The sequence below is a fragment of the Nocardiopsis sp. NPDC006198 genome (genome assembly GCF_040613895.1).
Lineage (GTDB): Bacteria > Actinomycetota > Actinomycetes > Streptosporangiales > Streptosporangiaceae > Nocardiopsis > Nocardiopsis tropica.
In genome coordinates, this window is the sequence record NZ_JBEXSY010000050.1 from 42077 (window position 1) to 53869 (window position 11793).

Annotated in this window: 12 protein-coding genes; 2 read left to right on the top strand and 10 right to left on the bottom strand. The window is 73.7% G+C overall.

Features of this window, described 5'->3' with window-relative positions; translation table 11 throughout:
- Positions 1-329: 329 nt before the first annotated feature.
- From ABZ234_RS25890 to sigE, 3 genes are read right to left on the bottom strand one after another with little or no spacing between them, the layout of a single operon-like run.
- Positions 330-1391 (bottom strand): transcriptional regulator, encoded by a 1062-nt coding sequence (locus ABZ234_RS25890; protein ID WP_355013760.1) that lies wholly within the window; start codon positions 1389-1391, stop codon positions 330-332.
- On the bottom strand, positions 1388-2098 hold the full coding sequence (locus tag ABZ234_RS25895; protein WP_355013761.1) for a zf-HC2 domain-containing protein: 711 nt from the start codon (positions 2096-2098) through the stop codon (positions 1388-1390). The genes ABZ234_RS25890 and ABZ234_RS25895 overlap by 4 nt, the downstream gene beginning before the upstream one ends.
- Positions 2095-2712 (bottom strand): RNA polymerase sigma factor SigE, encoded by a 618-nt coding sequence (gene sigE, locus ABZ234_RS25900; protein WP_344182216.1) that lies wholly within the window; start codon positions 2710-2712, stop codon positions 2095-2097. The genes ABZ234_RS25895 and sigE overlap by 4 nt, the downstream gene beginning before the upstream one ends.
- 316 nt (positions 2713-3028) lie before the next feature.
- Here sigE and ABZ234_RS25905 point away from each other — a divergent pair, with 316 nt between their 5' ends.
- Positions 3029-3616 carry a class I SAM-dependent methyltransferase gene (locus ABZ234_RS25905; protein WP_355013767.1) on the top strand — a complete coding sequence of 196 codons (588 nt, stop codon included), beginning with the start codon at positions 3029-3031 and terminating at the stop codon, positions 3614-3616.
- Between the two features lie 69 nt (positions 3617-3685).
- Here ABZ234_RS25905 and ABZ234_RS25910 read toward each other — a convergent pair whose 3' ends face one another.
- The 7 genes from ABZ234_RS25910 to ABZ234_RS25940 all read right to left on the bottom strand — a co-directional run bounded on the left by ABZ234_RS25910 (position 3686) and on the right by ABZ234_RS25940 (position 10663).
- Complete coding sequence (locus ABZ234_RS25910) at positions 3686-5185, bottom strand: leucyl aminopeptidase (protein ID WP_267948191.1); 1500 nt, start codon at positions 5183-5185, stop codon at positions 3686-3688.
- A gap of 91 nt (positions 5186-5276) precedes the next feature.
- Complete coding sequence (locus ABZ234_RS25915; RefSeq protein WP_267948190.1) at positions 5277-5444, bottom strand: DUF3117 domain-containing protein; 168 nt, start codon at positions 5442-5444, stop codon at positions 5277-5279.
- Between the two features lie 367 nt (positions 5445-5811).
- Positions 5812-6411, bottom strand: coding sequence for a hypothetical protein (locus ABZ234_RS25920; RefSeq protein WP_344182218.1), 600 nt, complete (start codon positions 6409-6411; stop codon positions 5812-5814).
- Between the two features lie 243 nt (positions 6412-6654).
- Positions 6655-7236 carry a hypothetical protein gene (locus ABZ234_RS25925; protein ID WP_355013762.1) on the bottom strand — a complete coding sequence of 194 codons (582 nt, stop codon included), beginning with the start codon at positions 7234-7236 and terminating at the stop codon, positions 6655-6657.
- A 146-nt stretch (positions 7237-7382) separates the two neighbouring features.
- A complete protein-coding gene (locus tag ABZ234_RS25930) occupies positions 7383-8168 on the bottom strand; it encodes a TIGR00730 family Rossman fold protein (protein ID WP_267948187.1) in 786 nt (261 codons plus the stop codon).
- 141 nt (positions 8169-8309) lie between these two features.
- A complete protein-coding gene (dapE, locus tag ABZ234_RS25935) occupies positions 8310-9374 on the bottom strand; it encodes a succinyl-diaminopimelate desuccinylase (protein ID WP_355013763.1) in 1065 nt (354 codons plus the stop codon).
- 452 nt (positions 9375-9826) lie between these two features.
- Complete coding sequence (locus tag ABZ234_RS25940; RefSeq protein WP_355013764.1) at positions 9827-10663, bottom strand: 2,3,4,5-tetrahydropyridine-2,6-dicarboxylate N-succinyltransferase; 837 nt, start codon at positions 10661-10663, stop codon at positions 9827-9829.
- A gap of 199 nt (positions 10664-10862) precedes the next feature.
- Between ABZ234_RS25940 and ABZ234_RS25945 the strand changes: the two genes are divergently transcribed.
- Positions 10863-11744: a hypothetical protein gene (locus tag ABZ234_RS25945; protein WP_355013765.1), complete on the top strand. Its 882-nt coding sequence runs from the start codon at positions 10863-10865 to the stop codon at positions 11742-11744.
- The last annotated feature ends 49 nt before the right edge of the window (positions 11745-11793 follow it).

Sequence of the window (11793 nt, forward strand, 5' to 3'; positions counted from 1 at the left end):
CGGGGGCGGCGCCCCGGTCGGTGACGGGGGCCGGGGGGTCGGGGGCGGCCCACCGGGGGTGCCGCCGGTGTTCCGCGGGGGTCCGGCCGGGCGTGGGCGCCGCATCCCGCGGTCCGTCCCCGGGGGGCGGTGCGCCGTCCGGCGGGGTCGACCGGGAGGGCCCTGCCCCGTGGTCCGAACGGCCGTTCTCCTCAGTCAAGACCTGCTCCGTGGGTCGCTCTGTCGCTTGGCTCGCGGTCGACACGCGACCCGGCGGGTCCCGCCGCGTGTGCCCCGACCGGGGCGGGCCTCCCGCCGCCCGGCGGGTCCGCCTCGGTCGGAGGGCACCCCTAGAGGAACCCCAACCGGGACATGCCCCGATGCACTCTGGCCCAGAAGCCGGAACTCTCGGGTCCCGGCAGCGCGGTCACAGCGGACGAGGCGATCCCGGCGGGGGCGTCGGCCAGCACCGTGTAGACGAAGCCGCCCGCCTGCCACATGCTCTGGTACTGGCCCACGTCTCCGCCGAAGACCGTGTCGTGTTGTGTTGTGACGCCGCTTCCCCCCATATCGGTTCCGGCGTATCCGTCACGGAGTGAAGCGGTGTGTTTCGTGTCCAGCTTCCCACGCTGGATGAAAACCGACACCTGCGACAACCCGTCCGAATAGATCACGTGCACGACGCGGCGGCCGGCGTGCTCGGTGGAGCGCGCGTCGACCAGCCTGAGGTTCCAGTGGAGGTGCTCGGGGAGCGTCCACCCGTCCTCCCGCAGACCGTCGCGCTCCTCAACGGTCAGGGCGTCGCCCCAGGGGGATCCGCCGACGGCCCCCTCGGGCCAGTCGCCCTCCCCCGGCGCGAGGCCGGTCAGGCGGACGCTGAGCGCGGGCTCCCCCGACACCTCGTAGACCGTGCTCCCGACGAGCAGCCCGGTCCCGGTGTCGACCCAGAACCGCCCGGCGACGGTGCCGTCGGCACGTCCGGCCTCCACCACCCGGGCCTCACGGCCCTCCAGGTCGGCGGTGCCCGCGTCGGTCACCTCGTAGGTGTCCTCCAGCATGTGCAGCAGGCGCTCGTCCAGCGACTCCAGGGCCGAGGACGCCCGCACCACGAACGCGGCCTCCTCCTCCCCCACGGGAGCGAGCGCGAGACCGGCGCCCGGCCGGTGCACCACGTGCACGTGGGACGGCGCCTCCCCCTCCGCCCCGGTCACCTCGCGCACCGCCGAGTAGGCCGTCTCCTTCCCCGCCACCGCGGCCCGGCGCAGCACGGACATGCCGTCGTCGGCCCCCTCGGCGGGGACCTGGTGCGCATCGGGGCACGCGGCCCCGGTCAGCAGGACCACGCACAGCGCCAGCACGGCGACGAGCGTGGCCGGACCGGAGGTGGCGGAGGAGGGTCCCCCCGCGCTCACCGCGTCGTTTCGGTGGAGCCGTACCCGGGCGGGGTCTCGGTCCCCACGGGACGGACCTCCGTCGGGCGGGAGTCCATGACGGGTATCTGACGGCTGGTCACCGCGTGCTCGACGGCGTAGTCGGACAGGCGGGGCTCCACCACGGGCGTGTCCTGCGCGTCTCCGCCCGCGACGAACGCGGTGCCCAGGAGCGCGGTGGCGACCGCGAAGCCGGCGACCGCGTAGCGCCCTCCCGGGAAGTCCGGGAGCAGGTGGGAGAAGCGGTCCCCGCCGCGGCGCCTGACGGGGCGGGCGGGCCGCTCGGGGCGGGCGGGCCGCTCGGGGCGGGCGGGCCCCGTCCGGGTCGGCCCGGTCTCCGCCGCGGTCTCCACGGCCGCCGCGCCCCCTCCGGGGAAGCCGCCGAGGGGACGCGAGGACCCCAGCGGCGGGCGGAACCCGAAGCCCGCGCCCCCGGGCGGCGGCTCGGAGGGGCCCCGGCCCCCCGGTCCGGGATCGCGGGACAGGCTCGTGAGCCGCCCCATGAAGTCCAGGTCGGGCTCCGGCTCGCGCAGACCGGTGAGGCGGCGCTTCAGGCGCCGCATCATGTCGGCCTCGAACCGGCACGACTCGCACTTGGCCAGGTGGATGAGGGCGCTCTCGTGTTCGACGGGGCCCAGTTCGCCGTCCACGAGCGCGGAGAGCCGCTCTCCGAGGTGGTCCTTGCTCACTCCGCCTCCCCGTTGCCGACGTTGCCGCCGCTGCTCACCCCGTGCTGCTCCGCGGCCAGGGACCTCCGGTGCTCCAGGGCCCGCCGCAGCTGGGCGCGGCCCCGGTGGATACGGCTGCGGACGGTGCCGAGCTTGACGTCGAGCGTCGCCGCGATCTCCTCGTAGGAGAGCCCCTCGATGTCGCACAGGACGACGGGGGCGCGGAACTCCGCGGGCAGCGCGTCCAGCGCGGACTGGATGTCGGCGTCGAAGTGCCGGTCGTCGTAGCGCTGGGCGGGGGAGGGCTCACGCCCCTCCAGCCGCTCGTCCGCGTTGTCGGCCAGGCCCTCGAAGCGGATACGGGCCTTGCGGCGGGCCATGTCCAGGAAGAGGTTGGTGGTGATGCGGTGCAGCCACCCCTCGAAGGTGCCGGGGGTGTAGTTGGCCAGGGAGCGGAACACCCTGATGAAGACCTCCTGCGTGAGGTCCTCCGCGTCGTGCTTGTTGCCGGTCAGCCGGTAGGCGAGCCGGTAGACGCGCGGCGAGTGGGTCCGGACGACCTCGTCCCAGCTCGGGGGTTCCCATGCCTCGAATTCCACGGCAGGGCCGGTCTCTGGCACCGCTGCTCCCTTCATCCCGTCGATTCGCCGACTGGCTGGTCGGGGGGAGTTTGCTTCGTGGCGATCAACGTACGTTCATCCCGATTCAACGCCGGGAGGCGTGGATTAAGTTCCCGCCGCCACGCTCGGAGTTCGGTCCGGATCAGGCTAGTCTTCTGCCAGGCGCCGGACCTGGTCGGACCATCATTCCACGGTGGGTGACGGCTTCCCGGTCGGGCCCACGACACGTATGCGACCACAGCAGCGGGAGGCCGTCATCACCGGTCCGGAGGAGACAGCGGCCCGGCTCACCTGGGTCCGCACCGAGCAGGCCCGCTTCGAGCGGGACGCCATGGAGGACGAGCCGCTCGCCGACGCGTACGACGCGGGCCTGCGGTCGACGGCCCCGCCCGTGGACGCCGCCACGGGGGGCGCGCTGCGCTTCCTGGCCGCCTCCATCAGCGCCCGGTCCGTGGTCGAGATCGGGACGGGGTGCGGCTCCTCGGGGATCTGGCTCCTGCGCGGCATGACGCCGGACGGCATCCTCACCACGGTCGACACGAACGCCGAGTACCAGGAGTACGCGCGGTCCGCGTTCGCGAGGGCGGGGTTCGGCGCGGGACGGGCGAGGCTGATCCGCGGAGCCGCCCTGGACGTGCTGCCGAGGCTGACGGACGGCGGGTACGACCTGGTCCTCGTGGACGCCGACACCGTGTCCTACCCCCTGTACCTGGAGGAGGCGCGGCGCCTGCTGCGTCCGGGCGGGATGGTGGTGTTCAACGGCGCCATGACCGGTTCCTCCGAGCCGGACGGGCCGCTGCGCGTGCCCGACCCCCGGGAGACCGCCGTCCGGGAGGTGATCGGCCGGCTGCGCGCGGAGGAGGCGTCCATCCCGCTGTTCATGCCCGTGGGCGAGGGACTCCTGGCCGCCATCCTGTAGCCGCGGCGCGACCGGAGGGGGAGGGGGCTCCCCCTCCCCCACGGCGGCCCGGCCGCCGTCCGGCTCCGCTCAGCGGTCGGCGAGCCAGCGCAGCAGGGTGCGGGTCGTGAACGCCGTGCCGCCCTTGCTGAGCAGCCCGCTCTCCTTCATGGACCTGCCGGGCCCCGCGATGTCCAGGTGCGCCCACGGGACGTCCCCGGCGAACTCGCGCAGGAACAGGGCGGCGTCGGTGGCGCCCGCGGGACCGAAGTCGCGTCCGCGGGTGCCGATGTTGGCCAGGTCCGCCACCCGCGACTTCGTGGTCGGCACGTACTCCTCCGTGAGCGGCATCCGCCACAGGGGTTCGCCGGAGTCGCGGCCCGCCTCCTCCAGCTGGGCGGCGAGCTCCTCGTCGTTGCTGTACAGCGCGCCCGTGCCGGTGCCGAGCGCCACCTTGGCCGCGCCGGTCAGCGTCGCGACGTCCACTAGGACGTCCGGGGCGAGCTCGCCGACCGCGTAGCCCATGGCGTCGGCGAGGACCAGGCGGCCCTCGGCGTCGGAGTTGAGCACCTCGACCGTCGTCCCGGTGTAGGTGGTGAGCACGTCGCCGATCCGGGTGGAGTCGCCGGAGAAGGCGTTCTCCGCCAGGGCCAGCAGGCCCGTCACGCGGACGGCGGCGCCCACGGCCGCCAGGGCCGACAGCACGGCGAGGACGATCGCGGAGCCGCTCATGTCGGTCTTCATCAGCGACATGTTGTCGTTGGGCTTGAGGGAGAGCCCGCCGGTGTCGAACGTGATGCCCTTGCCCACCAGGACGACGTGCGCGGCGGGGTTCTCGGGCGTGTAGGAGAGCTGGACCAGGCGCGGCGGGCGCGAGGAGCCCTGTCCCACGCCGAGGATCGCCCCGAACCCGTCGTTCTCCAGGTCCTTCTCGTCCCACACCCGCACCTGGAGGCCCTTGTCCGCGGCCACGTCGCGTGCACGCGCCGCCATCCACTCGGGGTCCTTGGTCAGGGAGGGGGTGTTGATGAGGTCGCGGGCCAGGGCGGTGGCCGCGGCCAGGGCCGTGCCCCGCTCCAGTGCGCCGGCCAGGGATCCGTCGTCACCGTCGCCGGAGGCGACCTCGACCGAGGCCGCCGGGCGCCGGTCGTCCGGGACCTCCGAGGTCTTGAGGCTGAAGGTGTAGGAGGCCAGGAGCACGCCCTCGGCGAAGGCGGTGGCGGCCTCCGCGCCGGAGCCGGGCCAGGCGAGGGCCACGCGCTCGTTCCCGCGGGCGGCCCGGGCCAGGGCCGCGCCGGCCTTCCGGAGGTCGTCGGGCGAACCCGATCCGACCCCCAGAAGCGCCAGGCGGACCAGGCCCTGGTCCCGGGGCACCGGGAAGTGGGCCAGCTCTCCGGGTTTCCCGGTGAGCGAGTAGTGCGCGAACAGATCGGTGAGCGATGCCGGTAGGACCTGTGTCAGGCCGCTCTCGGCGACCCCCTCGACCGCCTCGGGTCCGCTGTCTCCCGGAATCAGGGGGAGGACCAGCAGGTCCGCGGTGGAATCGACGAGCTTCCCCGGTACGGGGTGGATCTCCGTGGCGAAAGGCACAGGCCGCTCACAATCGTTCACTTGGGAGGTGTACAACCTCGGGGGTCGTCAGGGCTTTCCGGCCCGGGGTGGGGGACGGTTCACTGCCGAACTAGCCGACGACACCCTTGAGCGCGTCCCGGAGCTCGGACGCCTCGTCTGGAGTCAGCTCGACAACCAGGCGTCCGCCGCCCTCCAGCGGGACCCGCATGATGATGCCGCGACCCTCCTTGGTGACCTCCATCGGCCCGTCGCTGGTCCTCGGCTTCATCGCCGCCATGCCATTCCCCTTTCTAGTGTTCCTCGCGGGTGACCGGGGCCGACCCACAGCACCGGCGCCGATCCGCGTGACCGGTCTCGGCTCCGGAGCCGCATGCCGGTTCCGGGTGACTCATGCCCGTGTGGCTTAAGGGGCGTGAATCACTCTTCGACCATTATCTCGGAGGTTCACCCCTCCGTGTGCGCCAGGCGACAGCGGGGCCGCCGCCGCGAGCACACGCCCACGAGGAATCTTCGGTCAGTAAGGTTATATCGGTCCTGACCGAAACTCGGGGAGTATCCGGGGCGCGGAGAGCTCCGCCGCCCCGGCCCACCGCGCGGACGCGCCCCTTCGGGACGCCCCCTACCTGGGGCCGGTCCCGCGCGGGTCAGCCGAGGTCGCCCGTCGAGATCATCCGGGTCCCCTCCCGGGTGATGGAGGACCACTCCGCCCTCAGCCCGCCGCCGTCGGCCGCCGACCACACGGTCAGCTCGGCCTCGTCGACGCACCGGTCCTCGGGGTCGGCCGTCTCGGTGTAGGCGTAGACGCGGCGGTCGTTGTCGCCGGCCGACAGGACCAGGGTCCCCGAGCAGGAGAAGGTCGTCCAGGCGGTGCTGCCGCGCTCGGCGCCCTCCTCGATCCGGACCTCCGCGTGCCAGTCGGCCACGTGCTCGCCGTCGGTGTCGACCTGGCTCATCTCACCGGACCACGCACCGACGAACGCCTCGGCGGGAACGGTCGGACCGCTCTCCTCCTCGCCCGGCTCCGCGAGCACGGCCCACGCCGCGGCTCCGCCGCCGACGAGCAGGACGGCCGCGGCGGCCGCGGCCAGAAGGGTGATCTGGCGGCGGCGCTTCCCGCTGTGCCGGGTCGACCTGGGCGGCGGCCACAGGGACAGCTGTTGCACGGGGTGGGCCGGGGTCACCGAGGAGGCGGGCGCGTCGCGCCTGTCCCCGGCTCCCGACTCGAGTTCGGCTGCTGTGTCCATCCTCGCCATCCTCAACAACGCTGCACCCGCTCCGGCGGAACGGGGGTATCGAGTACAGCGACCGAGAATAGAGCACGCCAACCCGCCGGATCCGCCACAGAACGGCGCCGAGGCTGTGATGCACGGCATAGCGGGCGACGGATCGGCAGGTCGGGCCGGGTGGACGCGCGCCGCGATTCCGCGGGCGGCCGCACCCCCCGGAGCGGGCGCACCGGGCTCCCCGGCCCCCGCCGCCGGGTCCGCTCAGCGCTGGTTCCCGCCGACCGCGGCGTCGTCCGAGGCGTCCTCCGACACGTCGTCCGCGGCCTCGCCCCGGGCGGCGTCCCCGGGTCCCGCGGGGTCCCCGTCGGGCCCGCCGTGCGTGTCGTGCGCGTCGGGCCCGCCGTGCGCGTCCGGCCCCTCGGAACCTGCCCCCCGCACCGCGCCGGGCGCGTAGGCGTCCCCGGGCACCGCGCCGGGCGCGTAGGCGTCCCCGGGCAGGTGCGCCCCGGGGAGCGGCCCGGTCCCCTCCGGGACGTAGGAGGGGTCGAGCCGCGACAGGCGCCACTCCAGGTCCTCGATCCGCTCCTCCCTCTCGCGCAGGGTGATGGTGAGCCGCAGCAGCAGCTCGTCCACGGCGCGGACGTGGTAGCCCCACAGGGCGAGGGGGAGCATCACGCGACCGAGGTCGCGCGCCCTGACGGCGCGGTCGTCCGGCAGGGGGAGCGGGGGGTAGTCGGCCTCGAACCGGGCGAGCTGACCGCCCTTGCCGAGCACGACGTAGACCACGCCGACGAGCACGGCCAGCGCGGCCGCGGCAACCAGGATCATGATGAGAACAGGCACGGACCCGATCGTGCCACACACCGGCCCCCGTGGGGAGGCCGGTGGACGGGCGGCCGGGGGGCGGCTCCGCGTGGGGGCGGCACGCGCCCCGGGGCCCCGCCCGGCCCCGCCACGGCGGGGCGGCGCCGGGCGCGCGTGCCCGGTTCCTACTGCTCGGGCCCCGCCTCGGACCGCGCCAGCTCCTCCTGCTCCCGCGCGATGTGCAGGTGGGACTTGCGGATGATGTCGACGACCTCCAGGGGGTCGTCGACGATCTGGACCAGCTCCATGTCCTGCGGCTTGATCAGCTCGTTCTCCAGGAGGCTGGTGCGGACCCACTCCTCCAGCCCGCCCCAGAAGTCGCGGCCGACCAGGATCACCGGGAACCGGGTGACCTTCTTGGTCTGCACGAGGGTGGCCGCCTCGAACAACTCGTCGAGGGTGCCGAAGCCCCCGGGCAGCACGACGAAGGCCTGCGAGTACTTCACGAACATCGTCTTGCGGACGAAGAAGTACCGGAAGGTCATCCCCATGTCGATGTGGGAGTTGAGGGACTGCTCGAAGGGCAGCTCGATGCCGAGTCCCACCGAGAGCCCGCCCGCCTCCTGGGCGCCCTTGTTCGCGGCCTCCATCATGCCGGGGCCGCCGCCGGTGATCGTGGCGTAGCCCGCCTCCGCGAGCCTGGCGCCCACCTCGACGCCCAGGTCGTAGTAGCGGGTCCCGGGCTTGATCCTGGCCGAGCCGAACACGCTCACCGCCGAGGGCAGTTCGGACAGGAGCCCGAAGCCCTCCACGAACTCCGACTGGATGCGCAGGACCCGCCACGGGTCGGTGTGCACCCAGTCCGAGGGGCCGCGCCGGTCGAGGAGTCGCTGGTCGGTGGTGGTGCTGGGAATCGAGCTGCCCCGGTAGGTGAGGGGGCCGGCCCGCCTTACGTTCTCGTCTTCGGTCATGTCGTAAAGCTATCCGCGTGGGAACGGCTCACACCTGAACCACACGTGACCCGGTGGTGGCCACGAGCGGCAGGTTTGTCCCGGGACCGCCGTCGCGGCCGGTCACGGCGCCCCGGGACGCCCGGGCCGGGCCCGCGGCGGTCATCGGGCCCCGGTCAGCCAGGCGACCATGCGCTCCTCGGCCTCGCGGATCCTCGCGATCTCCGCGTACTCGTCCCTCGTGTGCGCGAGCACGGGGTCGCCGGGGCCGTAGTTGACGGCGGGCACCCCCAGTTCCGAGAAGCGCGAGACGTCGGTCCACCCGAGCTTGGCGCGGGCCTCCCCCTCCCCCACCGAGGCGACGAACGCCGCCGCCGAGGGGTCGTCCAGCCCCGGGCGCGCGGGCGCCGCCGCGTCCACCACGCGCACCTCGAAGCCGTCGAACACCTCGCGCAGGTGGGCCTCCGCGTCCGCGACGGACAGGTCCGGGGCGAACCGGTAGTTGACCTTCACCACGCACTCGTCGGGGATGACGTTGCCGGCGACCCCGCCCTCGATGAACACGGCGTTGAGGCCCTCGTGGAAGCGCAGCCCCTCCACCTCCGGCTCGCGGGGGGTGTAGGCGCGCAGCACGTCGAGGACGGCCCCGGCGCCGTGGATCGCGTTCTCGCCCATCCACGAGCGGGCGCTGTGCGCGCGCCTGCCCCGGGCCACGACCTCCACCCGCATGGTCCCCTGGCAGCCGCCCTCGATCACCCCGTCCGTGGGCTCCATCAGGATCGCGAAGTCCCCGGCCAGCCACTCCGGGTGGTTGCGGGTGAGCCGGAGGAGGCCGTTGCGGGACGCGTCGACCTCCTCGTTGTCGTAGAAGACGTAGGTGACGTCGTGCACGGGTTCGGCCACCAGGGCGGCCAGCTTGAGCTGGACGGCGACCCCGGCCTTCATGTCGGTGGTGCCGCACCCGTAGAGGCGTCCGCCCTCGACGCGGGAGGGGACGTTGTCCACGATCGGGACGGTGTCGATGTGCCCGGCGACGACCACACGGCGCGGGCGGCCCAGCCCGGTGCGGGCGACCACGGCGTCGCCGTCGCGGGTGACCGCGAGGTGCGGGAGGGCCTTCAGCGCCCCTTCGACCGCGTCGGCGAGGCTCCCCTCGTCGCCGCTCTCGGAACGGATGTCCACGAGTGCGGCGGTCAGGTCCGCCACGTCAGAGGTCAGGTCCAGCATGGTGTCGCCCCGTTTCCGAGCTGTGTTGTGCCGTCGTGCCGCGCGACCCGCCCGCCCACCCCGGCGGGTGCGCGGGCGGGTCGCGCGTACGGCCACCCTAGTGGGCCGGACGGAACCGTTGCCGGTGGGATATGAGGGGTTCTGACCTGGATGATCTCGTACTTGCAGCCGGCCTCGACGCCCCGGGGCCACGTGGCGGCGGCGACGAGGCCCTCGTCGGGTGCCCCGGCCGGGGCGGTCCGCCCATGGGCCCGACGGGGGCGGCCGTGGAGCTCGGCGGCCGCCCCGTCCGACCCCGCCACGGGTACGAGGCCACGGCGGAGGGGGCGGGCCGCCGACCGAGGGTCGGTCCCCGAACGCGCGAGGGGCGCCCCCCGCCTTCGGAGGGCGCCCCTGCCGGACGCGGACGGCGTGCCGCCGGGCGTGCGCCCCGCCGGTCCGACGGACGCGCGTCAGGCGTTGACGCCGTGCTCCCGCAGGAGGTCGTTCAGGGCGAGCTTGTCGTGCTCCTCGCCCTCCTGGAGGCGCTTGAGCACCAGCAGGACCGGCATGCCGAAGTCGCCGCCCGGGAAGCTCTTGGTCCGGTTCGCGGTCACGCACACCGACCAGGCCGGGGCCTCGCCGCGCTGGAGCTCCTCGCCGGTCTCGGCGTCGAACACGCGCGTGGAGGAGGTCAGGATGGTGCCCGCGCCGAGCTTGGCGCCGGTGCGCACGCGGGCGCCCTCGACGACCATGCTGCGGGAGCCGAGGAACGCGTCGTCCTCGATGACGACCGGGGAGGCCTGCGGCGGCTCCAGGACGCCGCCGACGCCGACGCCGCCGGACAGGTGGACGTTCCGGCCCACCTGGGCGCAGGAGCCGACCGTGGCCCAGGTGTCGACCATGGTGCCGGAGCCGACGTAGGCGCCGATGTTGGTGAAGGACGGCATGAGGACGACGCCGGGGGCGAGGTAGGAGCCCCAGCGGGCGATCGCCCCCGCGACGACGCGGACGCCGTCGAAGCGGGTCTTCAGGGGCATGCGGTCGTGGTGGCGGAAGTCGCCGACCTGCGACTCCTTCATGTCCAGGACCTTGAAGCCGAGGAGGATGGAACGCTTGGCGCGCTCGTCGACCACGACCTCGTCGGTCGCGGGGTCGACGAAGGCCACACGGGCCTTGCCCTCGTCGATCAGGTCGATGGCGCCGGTGATGGTCTCGCGCGCCTCGGCGTGGGAGGGCGTGAGTTCGGAGCGCTTCTCCCAGAGTTCGTCGATCTGGTCGGGCAGCGGGCTGGAGTACGAGCTGGTCATGTGCACACACGTTAGTGGTTCGCGAAAGGTGCGGGGGTACCCCCCGCCCGTGTGTGCCGACCGCCTCCGGGGATCCGCCCCGTCCCGCCTCCCGGTGCGGACTACAATGCGGCCTGGGCTCGCTGCGGGCCCCGCGCGGCACGGGTGACGTTCCTCTCCGTGTGGTGCACCCCACCTGCTCCCGACCCTTGGTTCGCCTGTGCCCAGTAAGCGCCGGAGGCTCTCCGCCTTCGTCAAGATCCTGTTGTCCCTCTTCCTCGTGTGCGGCCTCCTCGTCGCGGGCGCGTACTACGTGCTGACCACGTTCGAGCCGGTCGAGACCACCGTCGAGGCCCCCGATCCGGGCTGCCGTCTGCAGCTGTCCGACGGCAAGTACGAGATGGAGATCGCCCAGGCGGTGAGCGCGACCACGGTGGGCGGGGTGGCGTTCAGCCGCGACCTGCCGCCCGAGGCCGTGACCGTGGCGTTCGCGACGGTGTGGCAGGAGACGGCGTTCTACAACCTGGAGTACGGCGACCGGGACTCCCTCGGCCTGTTCCAGCAGCGGCCGTCCCAGGAATGGGGCGAGCCGGAGGAGATCCTCGACCCGGTCTTCGCCACCCGCGCGTTCTACGACGAGCTGGTGGAGGTGAACAACTGGTCGGAGATCCCGGTGTTCGAGGCCGCCCAGGCGGTCCAGCGCAGCGCGGACGGCTACGCCTACGACCAGCACGAGGCCCTGTCGGCGCGGATGGCCGAGGTGACCACCGGAGAGCTCGGACCGAGCCTGACCTGCTGGTACGACGCCGAGAGCCTGGACGCCCTCCGGGCGGGCGACGCGGACACGGCGGGCGCCCAGGAGGAGATGGCGAGGGTCTTCGGCGTGGACCCGGCGGAGCTCCCCCTGAACGCGGACGAGGCGATGAGGACCGGCGACCTCGGCTGGGCCATGGCCCTGTGGGCGGTCGCGCACGCCGAGGAGTACGGGCTGACCTCCGTCGCCTACGGTGACCGGCTGTGGCGTGCGTCGGACGGCCTGGACGGCGCCGAGGCGTGGACGGCGGCCGGGGAGGACACCCGGGGGCGCGTGGTCCTGGGCTGACCGCTGCGCGGTGACGCACAGGGCCCCGGCGCGCGTCGCGCCGGGGCCC